General features: G+C 69.5%; 11 protein-coding genes and 1 pseudogene. 3 read left to right on the plus strand and 9 right to left on the minus strand.

Going from position 1 to position 12,237, the window contains the following annotated elements:
* Window positions 1-165: 165 nt before the first annotated feature.
* Window positions 166-429 (minus strand): annotated as a pseudogene (locus ACZ5C2_RS00005) (ATP-binding cassette domain-containing protein); the annotation flags it as partial.
* A gap of 93 nt (window positions 430-522) precedes the next feature.
* On the opposite strand from ACZ5C2_RS00005, the gene ACZ5C2_RS00010 reads away from it, so the two are divergent.
* A complete protein-coding gene (locus ACZ5C2_RS00010; RefSeq protein ID WP_468784808.1) occupies window positions 523-1,104 on the plus strand; it encodes a GNAT family N-acetyltransferase in 582 nt (193 codons plus the stop codon).
* Here the strand turns inward: ACZ5C2_RS00010 and ACZ5C2_RS00015 are convergent.
* The 8 genes from ACZ5C2_RS00015 to ACZ5C2_RS00050 all read right to left on the minus strand — a co-directional run bounded on the left by ACZ5C2_RS00015 (window position 1,093) and on the right by ACZ5C2_RS00050 (window position 9,784).
* A complete protein-coding gene (locus ACZ5C2_RS00015; RefSeq protein ID WP_468784810.1) occupies window positions 1,093-2,658 on the minus strand; it encodes a TraM recognition domain-containing protein in 1,566 nt (521 codons plus the stop codon). The genes ACZ5C2_RS00010 and ACZ5C2_RS00015 overlap by 12 nt on opposite strands.
* A gap of 11 nt (window positions 2,659-2,669) precedes the next feature.
* Complete coding sequence (locus ACZ5C2_RS00020; protein ID WP_468784812.1) at window positions 2,670-4,079, minus strand: ATP-binding protein; 1,410 nt, start codon at window positions 4,077-4,079, stop codon at window positions 2,670-2,672.
* A gap of 13 nt (window positions 4,080-4,092) precedes the next feature.
* The gene (locus ACZ5C2_RS00025) at window positions 4,093-5,652 is read right to left on the minus strand and encodes an SCO6880 family protein (RefSeq protein ID WP_468784814.1); all 1,560 of its coding nucleotides are present in this window, start codon (window positions 5,650-5,652) and stop codon (window positions 4,093-4,095) included.
* Window positions 5,649-6,968, minus strand: coding sequence for a hypothetical protein (locus ACZ5C2_RS00030; RefSeq protein ID WP_468784816.1), 1,320 nt, complete (start codon window positions 6,966-6,968; stop codon window positions 5,649-5,651). Before ACZ5C2_RS00030 ends, ACZ5C2_RS00025 begins: the two co-directional genes overlap by 4 nt.
* Window positions 6,958-7,764 carry a DUF8175 domain-containg protein gene (locus tag ACZ5C2_RS00035; protein WP_468784818.1) on the minus strand — a complete coding sequence of 269 codons (807 nt, stop codon included), beginning with the start codon at window positions 7,762-7,764 and terminating at the stop codon, window positions 6,958-6,960. The genes ACZ5C2_RS00030 and ACZ5C2_RS00035 overlap by 11 nt, the downstream gene beginning before the upstream one ends.
* A 199-nt stretch (window positions 7,765-7,963) precedes the next feature.
* Window positions 7,964-8,272 (minus strand): hypothetical protein, encoded by a 309-nt coding sequence (locus ACZ5C2_RS00040; RefSeq protein WP_004929725.1) that lies wholly within the window; start codon window positions 8,270-8,272, stop codon window positions 7,964-7,966.
* Between the two features lie 283 nt (window positions 8,273-8,555).
* The gene (locus ACZ5C2_RS00045; RefSeq protein WP_468784820.1) at window positions 8,556-8,900 is read right to left on the minus strand and encodes a DUF397 domain-containing protein; all 345 of its coding nucleotides are present in this window, start codon (window positions 8,898-8,900) and stop codon (window positions 8,556-8,558) included.
* An 11-nt stretch (window positions 8,901-8,911) separates the two neighbouring features.
* Window positions 8,912-9,784 carry a helix-turn-helix domain-containing protein gene (locus ACZ5C2_RS00050; RefSeq protein WP_468784822.1) on the minus strand — a complete coding sequence of 291 codons (873 nt, stop codon included), beginning with the start codon at window positions 9,782-9,784 and terminating at the stop codon, window positions 8,912-8,914.
* 181 nt (window positions 9,785-9,965) lie between these two features.
* On the opposite strand from ACZ5C2_RS00050, the gene ACZ5C2_RS00055 reads away from it, so the two are divergent.
* Window positions 9,966-10,406, plus strand: coding sequence for an ATP-binding protein (locus tag ACZ5C2_RS00055; protein WP_468784824.1), 441 nt, complete (start codon window positions 9,966-9,968; stop codon window positions 10,404-10,406).
* Between the two features lie 47 nt (window positions 10,407-10,453).
* Window positions 10,454-12,199 (plus strand): serine/threonine-protein kinase, encoded by a 1,746-nt coding sequence (locus tag ACZ5C2_RS00060; RefSeq protein WP_468784826.1) that lies wholly within the window; start codon window positions 10,454-10,456, stop codon window positions 12,197-12,199.
* The last annotated feature ends 38 nt before the right edge of the window (window positions 12,200-12,237 follow it).

Raw genomic sequence — 12,237 nt, forward strand, 5'->3', positions numbered from 1 at the left:
GGTCAGTCCGCCCCCTTGCGCATACCTCATGTGGTCGGCATACCGCAGGGATCATGAGGCGTCAGCCCTACGACACCACGCTTTGAAGGTCAGTAACCCCGAGCCGGAGGCAAGGGCGTCATCGTGAGATGGGGTCTGGAGGAAGCCCGAGGCGAGACCTGGGTACCGAGGAACATGAACCGTGTACGAGGCGTGCTGGCCGGGGACCTCGGTGAGGGGCGCGGAGTGTGCGGCATAGGGGCGGCCACCGACGGTGGCGTGGCCGCGGGTGGGGGCGTCCAGGCCGAGGATCATTCGCAGGGTGGTGGACTTGCCCGCGCCGTTCGGGCCGGGGAAGCCGGTGACGGTGCCGGGGCGGACGGTGAAGGACAGGTCGGTGACGACGGTCCGGTCGCCGTAGCGTTTGGTGAGTTCCTGAGCCGTGATCATGCTTCGATGCTCGTCCGTGCGGGGGCGGCGGACGTCGGACCGGGGTCCGTAATCCGGATGAGGCGGTGGTAACGCGGTACTACGGTGGCGGCCATGACTGCCGGTGCGGTGCCCTTCGAAGACTGTGTGATCCGGCCCGTACGGGCGGGGGAGTGGAGTGCGGTGAAGGAGTTGCGGCTCACCGCGCTGCGGGACCCGGTCGCGCATCTCGCCTACCTGGAGACCTACGAGGAGGCCGCGGCCCGGCCGGACTCGTTCTGGCGGGAACGCACGGCGAGGAGTGCGGAGGGCGGCAGCGGAGCACGGCAGTTCGTCGCCGAGGCGGGGGACGGAAGCTGGGTGGGCACGGTTGCCGTGCTGATCGAGGAGGCCGGGTCGACGGACTGGGCCGGGTTTCCCGTCGAGCGGCGGCAGGGGCACCTGGTGGGCGTGTATGTGGCGCCCGGGTATCGAGGGAGCGGGCTGACCAAGGCGCTGTTCGACACCGGGCTCGAGTGGGCGTGGGGGCGTGGGGCGGAGCGCGTGCGGCTCATCGTGCACCCGGAGAACGCGCGGGCGCTGGGCTTCTACCGCAGGACGGGGTTCGTGGAGAGCGGGGTGACCGTGCCGTTGGCGGGCAAGCCGGATGAGCGGGAGTGGGAGATGGTCGTCGAACGGCCCGGGTCAGGCCGGTAGTTCGGCGTGGGGCCAGCGGGAGCGGGCCTGTTCGCGGGAGCGGAGCAGGGCCAGGGTGGGCATGCCCCGGTCCGTGCCGGTGCTGAGGAGTTCCGGAAGCTGGGGGAGCGGGGCCACGGCCGCCACATCGTCCAGGACGAGGGTGAGTGGTGGGTCGAGCCGACCGGAGGATGACCGTTCGGCCATGCGCCGGCCGTGCTCGACCACGTGCGAGGCGAGCGCCGTCAGCAGGGGCATCGCGCCCGGACTGGTGCGGGGATCCTCGATGGATTCGCCCACAACATAAAGCGTGCCCCCTTCATCAATGAAGGAATCCAAGGCGAGGGCATCATTTCGGTGGGGAGTGCAGGCCTCGCGGACATGGAGCGTGGAGAGGGCGGACAGGGCGCGGGTGGTCAACTGCTGGGCCATGTCCCGGCGGTCCGGATGCGCGGTGAGGGCTGCTTCGAGTTCGCCGGCGGAGCCGGGCGCGGCCTTGGGGTGGGTGCGGAGGATGCGTACGGCGTCGTGCACCTGGATGCCCTGGGACCAGCGGTGGACGTGACGGACGGTACGGCCGTCGATGGCGGCGGCGTGTACGTAGCTGCGGAGCAGGGTCTCGGCGGTGTCGCTGACCGCCTGGTCGAGGCGGGAGGTGGGGCGGACGGGTGTGAGGAGTGCTGCCGCGCGGGCGGTGGCTGTCTGTCTGTCCTCGCAGCCGGCTGTCGGGGACCAGTGGAGACGGGCCGGGGTGTCGCAGAGGTGGGTGGGGTCGTAGAGGTGGGCGGGGCCCAGTTTCGCGCGGGCGTCCTTGGTGTCGTGCCAGAGGGTGGGGTGGGACGTGAGGACGAGGACGGGGCCCTCCGCGTCGCGTACGGCTTGGGTGGCCGCGGTGTGGCGGGTGGCCGGGGGGCCGTAGTGCACCACGCCTCCGGCGCGGTGTGTTCTCCACCCGACTGCCTGTTCACCGTGGGATACGAGGGCAGCCATGGGCTCTTCGGGCGCCGGCGCCGCCTGCTCGGGCACTCTCGGGGTCGGGACCTCGTGCGGTTGCTTCGCCGCGGGTTCCGGCGCTCGTGCGGGGTGCGGTTCCGGATCCGGCGCTCGTGCGGCTTGCGCCGCCGGTTCCGGCTCTTCCGCGACCCGCGGTTCTGGTTCCGGCTGCCGCTTTCGTACCCCCGCCGCCCGCTCCGCCCTCCGCCGGGCCCGCACGGCTCTCCAGCGGGCCACCGTGCCCAGGACGAACACGGCCAGGACGATCAGGATCATCACCTGGCCGATGAACAGGCCCCAGAAGAGGCCGTAGCCCGAGAGGGCGGCCTCCGGGGTGTCCGGCCAGGCGCCGGGGAGGTTCCGCGGCTCGACGACGAGGTGGCGCACGGCCACCGGGGTGCGGGTGAAGGTGACGTCGGCGGGCCACCGGCCGTGGGCGAAGAGGCCCGCGAGGCCGGTGGCCGTCCACACCATCGTGGTCAGGCCGAGGAGGAAGGCGAGTACGCCGATCAGCAGCCCGTCGGGGATACCGCCCTGGCCGCCGCCCGCCCGGCCGTGCTCACGGTGATCGTGCGGTCTCACGCGCCGTCCCCCTACGCCACCGTCGACTCGGAGTCGCCGACGTGCTGTTCCATGAAGGCGGCCGCTCGCTCCTCCGCCTCCAGTTCGGCGGCGTGGAGGGCGTCGTCGTTCAGGTCGGCGGAGGACTGGGTCATCGCGCGGTCGGTGAAGACCAGGGGGCGTTCGGTCTCCGTGATCAGGTGTTTGACCACCTGGACGTTGCCGTTGACGTCCCATACCGCGATGCCCGGGGTGAGCGTCGGGATGATCTCCACCGCCCATCTGGGCAGGCCGAGGACGCGGCCGGTCGCCCTCGCCTCGTCGGCCTTCTGGGCGTAGATTGTCCGGGTGGACGCCATCTTCAGGATGGCCGACGCCTCCTTCGCCGCCGCCCCGTCCACCACGTCGGACAGATGGTGGACGACCGCGACGAACGACAGGCCGAGCCGCCGCCCGAACTTCAGCAGCCGCTGGAACAGCTGCGCGACGAACGGGCTGTTGATGATGTGCCAGGCCTCCTCGACCAGGAAGATGCGCTTCTTCCGGTCGGGGCGGATCCAGGTGTGCTCCAGCCACACGCCGACGATCGCCATGAGGATCGGCATGGCGATGGAGTTGCGGTCGATGTGGGACAGGTCGAAGACGATGAGCGGCGCGTCGAGGTCGATGCCGACGGTCGTCGGGCCGTCGAACATGCCCCGCAGGTCACCGTCGACCAGGCGGTCCAGGACCAGGGCGACGTCCAGGCCCCACGCCCTCACGTCGTCTATGGCGACGTTCATCGCCTCCGCCGACTCCGGTTCGGGGTGGCGCAGGCACTCGACGATGTCGGAGAGGACAGGCTGGCGTTCGACGATCGTCTCGTTGACGTAGGCGTGCGCGACCTTGAGGGCGAAGCCGGAGCGTTCGTCCAGGCCGTGGCCCATCGCCACCTCGATGATGGTCCGCAGCAGCGCGAGCTGACCGGTCGTGGTGATCGACGGGTCGAGGGGGTTGAGCCGGATGCCGTGGTCCAGGGCGGCCATCGGGTCGAGCCGGATGGGGGTGATCCCCAGTTCCTGCGCGACGAGGTTCCATTCGCCGACGCCGTCCTCGCCCTGCGCGTCCAGGACGACGACCTGGCGGTCGCGGAAGCGCAGCTGCCGCAGGACGTACGTCTTCTCGAGCGCCGACTTGCCGTTGCCGGACTCGCCGAGGACCAGCCAGTGCGGGGCGGGGAGCTGCTGCCCGTAGAGCTGGAAGGGGTCGTAGATGTAGCCCTTGCCGGAGTAGACCTCGCGGCCGATGATGACGCCGGAGTCGCCGAGGCCGGGCGCGGCGGTCGGCAGATAGACCGCCTGCGCCTGGCCCGTGGACGTGCGCACCGGCAGCCGCGTGGTCTCGACCTTCCCGAACAGGAAGGACGTGAAGGCGTCGGTGACGACGGACAGCGGATCCCGCATATCGGCTCAGCCCCTACCTTCGAATGCCGGTGGCGAACGGGAGTGTGTTCACGAACGCGCGGTGGTGCTCGCGGTCGCACCACTCCAGCTTCAGGTACGACTTTCCGGCCGACGCCCGTATGGTCCGCTTGTCGCGGGCCAGGGCCTCGGGTGTGCGGGAGGAGACGGTGATGTAGCCGACGAGGTTGACGCCCGCGGCGCCGCTGGCGAGGTCCTCGCCGCGCTGGTCCAGGCGGCTGTGGGCGGCCATGTCACGCGGGTCGACCGTGCGGTTCATCTTGGCGGCGCGGGACGCCTCCGCCACGTCGTTGGTCTTCTCGGTCAGCATCCGCTCGATGGCGACCTCGGTGGGTTCGAGGTCCATCGTGACGGCGACCGTGCGGATCACGTCCGGGGTGTGGACGAGCAGCGGCGCGAGGAAGTTGACGCCCACCGGGGTCATCGGCCACTCCTTCACCCAGGCCGTGGCGTGGCACCAGGGGGCGCGGGTGGTGGACTCGCGGGTCTTGGCCTGGAGGTAGGTGGGCTCCATGGCGTCCAGCTCGGCCGGCCAGGCGTTGCGCTGCGTCATCGCCTGGATGTGGTCGATCGCGTGGTCCGGGTCGTACATGGAGTGGATCAGCGAGGACAGTCTGCTCTGGCCGAGCGGCTGCCGTACGCGGATGTCGGCCTCCTGGAGCCGGGAGCAGATGTCGGTCAGCTCACGGGCCATGACGACGGCGAGTCCCGCGTCCCGGTCCACCTTGCCGCCGCCCTGGCTGCGCATCGCACGGGCCATGGTGCTCGCCTCGGCTGCCAGTTCGCGGTTGTAGTGCATGCAGGCGACGAGATACGCGCGGTGCTGCTCGCTGCTGGTCGACACCATCGACTGCAGCTGCTCGTACGACTGCTGGAGCCACGGCGGTGACTTCTCGTTGCCGCGGACGGAGACGTCCTTGGCGTGCGCGTCGGGGTCGGCGGGCAGGGTGCGGGCCAGCATTTGAATGCGGGTCACGAAGCCGTCACCGTTGGCGACGTGCTTCAGCAGGGTGCCGAAGCGGTCGACGAGGGCTTCCTGGTCCTCGGAGTCGCGCAGGCCGACGCCCGGGCCCTCGATCTCGATCGCGGCGGTGACGGTCTTGCGGTCGGCGTGCAGGAGTACGGCGATCTCGTCCGGGCCGAAGGGCGCGGCGAGCCAGGTGATCCGACCGATCCCGGGCGGCGGCCCGACCTCCACCTCGCGCCCGTCCAGTCGGGTGCCCGCCTCGACGACGCCGGAGCGGTAGGTGGTGCCTCGGCGCACGCTGCGCTTGTAGCTGCGGTTGATCTCGAACCACTTGTAGAAGGTGCGGCCCCTGTAGGGCACGTAGACCGCGGCCAGCGCCAGCATCGGCAGGCCCGCGAGCAGCACGATCCGCACGGACAGGACGGGGACGAGGAGCCCGCACATCATGCCGAGGAACGCGCCCACGACGATCAGCGCGATCTCACCGGTCTCGCGATTACGGCCGACGATCGCGTTCGGCCGGGCGCGGCCGATCAGATACGTACGGCGGGGCGTGACCGGATGGGACAGGTGGGACTCGGTCGTCAACGCCCTTCACCTCCCGTGCTGTTGGTACTGCTGTTGCGGGTGCTGCTGGCGTGAGGGGTGTTCACCGGGTTGCCCGAGCGGGGTGCGGGGGCGGCGGAGGGGACGCTTCCGCCGCCGTTCGACGTGCGTGAGCTGTGCGCGGCGACTCCGCCGGAGGCGGGGTTGGAGGGGCGGGCACCGGAGGACTGGCCGCCGCCGTTGTTGTCGGCGCGGGTGCTGTGGGTCTTGATGCCCTGGGCGACCAGGGTCGCCGGGGAGCTGATGACGGCGGCGGCCTTGCTCTCGGCCCCCTGCATCATGCGGTTGTTGCGGGAGCCGGCGATCTCGTCGCCGAAGCCGGGGACGAAGCGGTAGATCATCGCGGAGGCGAAGATGGCGAGCAGGATGATCGCCAGTCCGGAGACCACGGCGGAGAAGGCGTCGGGGCCGTCGTCGGCGGAGAGCGCGCCGGCGAGGCCGAGCACGATCACGATGACGGGTTTCACGAGGATCACCGCGATCATGATGCCTGCCCAGCGGCGGACATGGCCCCACAGGTTCTTGTCGACCAGGCCCGCGTAGACGACGGTGCCGAGGAGGGCACCGACGTAGAGCAGGGCGGCGCGGATGACGAGCTCCAGCCAGAGGATGCCGGCGGCGAGGATGGAGACGAGCGAGACGACGATCAGCATGATCGGGCCGCCGCCGATGTCGTCGCCCTTCTCGAGCGCGCCGGCGAACGTGCCGAAGAACGTGTCCGTCTGGTCGCCGGTCGCCTTCGCCAGCACGTCGGTGATGCTGTCGGTGGCGGAGACGATGGTGTACAGGATCAGCGGGGTGAAGGCGGAGGCGAGGACCGTCAGCCAGAGGAAGCCGATCGCCTCGGAGAGCGCGGTCGCGAGGGGGACGCCTCGCACCGCGCGCTTGGCTACCGCGAGCAGCCAGAGGAGGAGGGTGAGGATCGTCGACGCGGCGAAGACCACGGCGTACTGCTGGAGGAACGTGTCGTTGGTGAAGTCGACGTTCGCGGTGCTTTCGACGGCTCCGCTGAGCTGCTTGACCGTCCAGGAGGCGGCGTCGGCGCAGCCCTGGGCGAGGGAGGCGAGGGGGTCGAGGGTGGCGGAGGGGTCGTCGAGGGTGGTGGCGCCTCCGGAGCCGGCTTCGCCCTTTTCGCAGTAGTCCTTGGCGGGGCCGACGATGAGGTCGCAGTTGTCGTCCGACGGAGTGGGTGTCGGCGTGGGCGCCGCAGTGGCACTGGTTGCCAGCAGCAGTGTCGTGGTTTGCAGGACTGTCAGAGCGGTGGCGATCTTGAGTACGCGACGCGGGCTACCGGGCATACGTGAAGCCTCCGTACTCCTTGACGGCCTTGGCCATTTCCTCAGCGGTGGATGCCTTGTCATCTCCGGGGACGGGCGCGGGGCCGTCCTTCTGCGAGAAGCTGTCGATCTTCCAGTCGTCGTCTGCCCAGCGCAGTTGAAGGGTCATCGTGAACCAGTCGCTGCTGACTGGATTGGTTGTGTTCTCGCCGGCGGTGCCGAACACCCCTGAGCACCAGACTTCGACGGTGGCGGCGGAGTCCGAGTAGCTTGTGGCCTTGGTGCCGATCGGCATGGTGCGGGAGACGTAGGTGTTGTCCGCTGCGGCATTGCCGTTCTCGTCGAGGCCGATGTTGTCCAAGAACTCCTTGGTGTACGCCTTGTCGAACCGGTCCTCGAGGGCAGCCTGCTTGTCCGCGATGAAGACCTGCCGGACGATCTCCGTCCGCCGCGCGGGTTTGAGGATGTCGGCTGATACGAGGACCACCGCGTAGTTCGCCGCCGCGCTCTCCGCCCCCTGGCGGTCGTGGGCGAAGCCCGAGGGGATGCCCGCTGCCTTCGCGTCCACCGGCTTCTCCCCCGAAGGGGCCGTCGCCGCCGACTTGGGGGAGTCGCCGGAGCCGCCCTCGTCCGCTGCGGAATCGTCTCCTCCACGGTTCGCGAAGGCGATCGCGGCGATCAGGAGCACCACCACGCCGACCACCGTGACAAGGCTGCGCGACGACGAACGAGCGCCTCTGCGCCCGCCGCCGTACGGGTCACCGCCCCCTTCCGGCAGCCGGGTGCGGGTCTGACCGGTGTCGTCTCCGAGACTCATGCCGCGTACGCCCCCTCAGCGTCGTGCGGAAACACCTCGTACTCCGGGTACTCCACGTACGACGGTAGCCGTGCGGGCTCCGGTTCGCGCGCGGTGTGGTGACTGGACATCAGGGAAACGCAACCTCAGCCGGTGGGCACGACGGGCGGGTGGGATGGAGGGGATCCGGGCGTGCCCGGTCGGACAGATGGAGCGGAACCTAGACGGCCATGCCGTACACGATGGTGAAGAGCGTGCCGAGCGAGCCGATGATGAAGACGCCCGTGAGCCCCGCGATGATGAGGCCCTTGCCCTGTTCGGCACTGAACGTGTCCCTCAACGCCGTGGCGCCGATGCGCTGTTTGGCCGCCCCCCAGATGGCGATGCCCAGGCAGAGCAGGATGGCGACCGCCATGACCACCTCGATCATGATCTTGGCCTCGTTGCCCAGGCTGCCGAAGGGGCCCCAGTCCGGGGCGATCCCGCCGATAATGGTGTTGATGTCTCCCTCGTCGGCCGCGAAGAACACGTAAGTCACCGCCCCTGTATGGGTAGTTCCGCTTCCCCTGCGGGGTGCAGAGGTCAGGTCCTATTGTCGCCGACAATGACGCTGTCGTATGTCGACTTGGCGTCATCCGTTGGCGGGTTTCGTAGGAATAGCTTGCCACCGGCGCGCGCCGGACCCCGGCAGGGGCGCGCTCCGATGGGTGAAGAGTCGTATCGTCACTCTGTGTACCACGACCTGTCACGCCGGGCAACGAGGTCGCCCGGCACGGTTCCTGACTGGCGTTCGAGTGACTCGGCGTGCGGTTCTACGCCACGAAGTGGTCGAACTCGCCGGCGCGGACACCTTGTACGAAGGCGTACCAGCGGGGGTGGTCGGTGGTGACCGTGGCGGTGCCGTCGGGAGCCTGGAGTCGGACGGTTGCGTCGTCACCGACGGTGACGCGGATGTGGGGCAGGCGGTGGGCGGCCTGGTGGGGCTGCTCCTTGAGGGCGAGGAGGAGGCTGTGGAAGGCCGCACGGTCGGTGGTGAGTATGGATCCGCTGGGGTCGGCGGACTCCGTTATGTGGATCGCCTGGGGGGTCGCGGCTACGTGCACGCAGGAGTCGCCCTCGCCGCAGTATGACGACTTCTGCCAGATGCGCTGGGGCATTCAGGGTCCCTTCAGAGGTCTTGGGCGATGGAGTGGATGAGGTCCCGCGATTTCTCGGGTGCCAGGGCTCGGGATTCCACCCGGTCCAGGACGGCGCGGTACTTGCTGAGCTGGGCCTCGGCATCGAGGAAGACGGGGCCGTGCGACTGGTCGAGGTGAACCGTGTCGAGTTGGGGGACCGGCCCACGTGAATAGAAGATCGACTGCCCCGATCCCGGGAAGCCTCCGGACGCGAACGGAATCACCTTGATGGTGATGTGCTCTCGCTCACTGGTGTCGAGCAGGTGTCGCAGCTGCGCCCCGGCGATGGCCCGGCCACCGAACTGCATACGGAGCGCCGCTTCGTGAATGAGCGCCAGGTATGGCGTCGGGTTGTCGCGGTAGACCACCGTCTGACGCTTGATGCGGAACGAAGCGCGGTGCTCGATGTCGGGCGGTGCGAGTTCGGGTACGACTTCGTGGAACAGCGAGCGGGCGTGATCGATGGTCTGGAGAAGCCCGGGGATGTGGACGGTCACGGCGCTGCGCAGGTGGGTGGCGTGGTGTTCGAGTTCGGCCAGATCCAGTAGCGAGGGTGGCAGGAGGTCGCGGTACTCCTCCCACCAGCCGCGTCTGCGCTCGCCCGTCATCCCGGTGAGGGATTCAACGAGGGTCTTGTCGGCGCATTCGTAGTGGCAGGCCATGGCGCGGACGCGTTCGGAGCTCACGCCCGCTCGGCCCGCTTCCATGTTGCTGATCTGGTTCGGCTTGATGCCGAGGAGTTGACCTGCCTCGACGGCTGTCAGGCCTGCACGCTCGCGGAGTTTGCGCAGTTCGCTGCCCAAGCGGAGCTGGCGACCCGTCGGATTGCTTCTCACGGGCTGGTCAGCCTCCTTGTCGTACATGTCACTCGTACGGGTGCAGTGTGTGGGCTTCAACGCAGTTCATGTAAAGGGTTACATGAACTGCCGCTAGCTTGGTTGCAGGCGCCCTACCCAGAAGCGCACCGATCGACGGCTCGGCACTGCCACTGGGTCTCTGTTCGCACGCCCATACCCCAACTGACCCGACTGACCGGAGACTTCCATGTCCACCGTATCCCCGCCCTGGTCCTACACCCTCCACCTCTCGCGTGATCCACGCTCACCGGGCATCGCCCGCTCCACCCTGAGGTCCGTCCTGGCCGCGTACGAGCTCGGTGAACTCGCGCCCACCGCCGAGCTGCTCGCCTCGGAACTGCTGACCAACGCCCATCTGCACACCCGGGGCCCGTACGCGCTGCACATCCGGCCGACGGTGTCCGGGCAGCTCCGGGTGGGCGTGTGGGACAAGGATCCGACCGTCCCCTCGGGACTGGGTGCCGGCTTCGTCCACGGTGTGATGCCGCACGGGGCCTCGGAGGGCGGACGGGGTCTGGCACTCGTACGGGCGTACGCCGACTCCTGGGGCGCGTCGCTGCTGGGGGCACCGGAGGGGGCGTCGGGCGGGAAGGTGCTGTGGGCGGAGTGCGGCTGGGCCGGTCCGTGATCACCGGGCCGTCCCACGTCAACCGCGCTATGTGGCAAGGTCGTTCCGTGGACGCACTGAAGGCTCAGGATCCCGCGCAGATAGGCGCGTACATGCTGTTGGCCCGCCTCGGCGCGGGTGGGATGGGGCAGGTCTACCTCGGGCGGTCGCCCGGTGGCCGGCTGGTGGCGATCAAGGTGATCCGTGACGAGATCACGGATCACCCCGAGGCGCTCTCCCGGTTCAGGCGTGAGGTGGAGACCGTGCGTCTGGTCCGCAGCGCGTACACCGCGAACCTGATCGACGCCTCGTTGGACTCGGCCCCTTACTGGCTGGCGACCGAATACGTGTCGGGTCCGACGCTGAGCAAGGCGGTGGGGGTGAGGGGGCCGATGCCGCCCGAAACCTGCCGGCGCCTGTTCGCGGCGCTGGCGGAAGGGCTCGCGGCCGTGCACGAGCAGGGGGTCACGCACCGGGACCTCAAGCCGCAGAACGTGCTCCTGGCCGCGCAGGGGCCGCAGCTCATCGACTTCGGCATTGCCCGCGGAGTCGGGCAGACGGCACTCACCGAGGCGGGGTCGGCTCCGGGCACGCCCGGCTTCACCGCGCCCGAGGTGCTGATGCGCAATGAGGTCGGTGCCGCCGCCGACGTGTTCGCGCTCGGGGCGACGATCGCGTACGCGGCGACGGGCAGGCCCCCGTTCGGGTTCGGTGAACCGGCCACGGTCAGCTACCGCGCGGTGCACGAACCGATCGAGCTCGCCGGTGTGGAGCCCGAACTGGCCGGCCTGATCCAGCACTGTGTGGCCAAGGACCCGGCGGCGCGCCCGCAGCTCGCCGAGGTCATCGCACGGTGCCGCGTGCTGGCTGCTCTCGTCGAGGACCCCTTTTACGCGGGACTCGCCGGCTTGGCCGAGGTGCTGCCGGTGGCGGCGGCCGCGGCCGTCTCACCACCGCCGGTACACCCGCCGGTCATGGGGCTGCACGACCTGCCGACATCCGCCTCCACACACGCGCCCGGGCGCACGCCGGGGTACACACCCACGCAGGTGGGTCCCCCGGCTCCGCCGAAGCGGCGCCGTCCCGCGCCCTGGCTCATTGCGGTGACGGCGGGGCTCGCGGTCGGAGCGGTGACGGTGGCGGCCGTCCTGCTGCCGGACCGGGGCGAGGGTGATGCGGGCGCGGACGGCAAGGAGACGACCGGGGCCGCGCGGCCCGGTGCCACGTCGAAGGCCCCCACCCCGCAGGGCAGCGAGCAGCGGAAGGTCCAGCCACCCGCCTATGTGGAGGCGACGAATCCGAACCGCGACTACTGGACGCCGGACGCCGATGTGACGGACGGTCAGGGGGCGTGTCAGCTGCCTGCCGAAGAGCGCAACCAGTACTTCCAGGCCTCCGTCGCCGATGCGGATTCCGACGCGCCGTACACCTCCGGCAAGGGGCGCATCGGAATCCGTCTGGGGAACGTCGTCCCCAAGGACGGGGAGTCGTACTACGTGTCGGTCGCCGTCAAGCCGCCGCACGCGATCGACGCGGACACGGGCCGCCCGATCGAGGGCGCACGGTTCGAGAACCTGAGTCTCGGCTACACCAGCAAGCCGGTCGACCTGTACGAGGGCCTCCGCGACGAGGCATCCGCTCCGTGGGTGTGGTTGACGTACCCGGACGACTTCCAGGAGGTCAAGGATGGCAAGAGGTACGCGGACGCCATCCCGGTCGAGAACGACCCCGGCAACTGGACCGTGCTCTTCCTTCATGTCCAGGGCCCGAAGCAGTACGCCAGTGTCGATTGCCGCGGGTTTGTCGCGAAGTAGCTCACACGGACGCCCTTCAGGCTGGTAAATGACCCATA

Source organism: Streptomyces sp. NPDC031365 (assembly GCF_055569765.1).

Coding starts and splice junctions, on each gene's coding strand:
- ACZ5C2_RS00010 (WP_468784808.1), top strand. CDS start 523: ATGACTGCCGGTGCGGTGCCCTTCGAAGACTGTGTGATCCGGCCCGTA.
- ACZ5C2_RS00020 (WP_468784812.1), bottom strand. CDS start 4,079: ATGCGGGATCCGCTGTCCGTCGTCACCGACGCCTTCACGTCCTTCCTG.
- ACZ5C2_RS00030 (WP_468784816.1), bottom strand. CDS start 6,968: ATGCCCGGTAGCCCGCGTCGCGTACTCAAGATCGCCACCGCTCTGACA.
- ACZ5C2_RS00035 (WP_468784818.1), bottom strand. CDS start 7,764: ATGAGTCTCGGAGACGACACCGGTCAGACCCGCACCCGGCTGCCGGAA.
- ACZ5C2_RS00045 (WP_468784820.1), bottom strand. CDS start 8,900: ATGCCCCAGCGCATCTGGCAGAAGTCGTCATACTGCGGCGAGGGCGAC.
- ACZ5C2_RS00050 (WP_468784822.1), bottom strand. CDS start 9,784: ATGTACGACAAGGAGGCTGACCAGCCCGTGAGAAGCAATCCGACGGGT.
- ACZ5C2_RS00055 (WP_468784824.1), top strand. CDS start 9,966: ATGTCCACCGTATCCCCGCCCTGGTCCTACACCCTCCACCTCTCGCGT.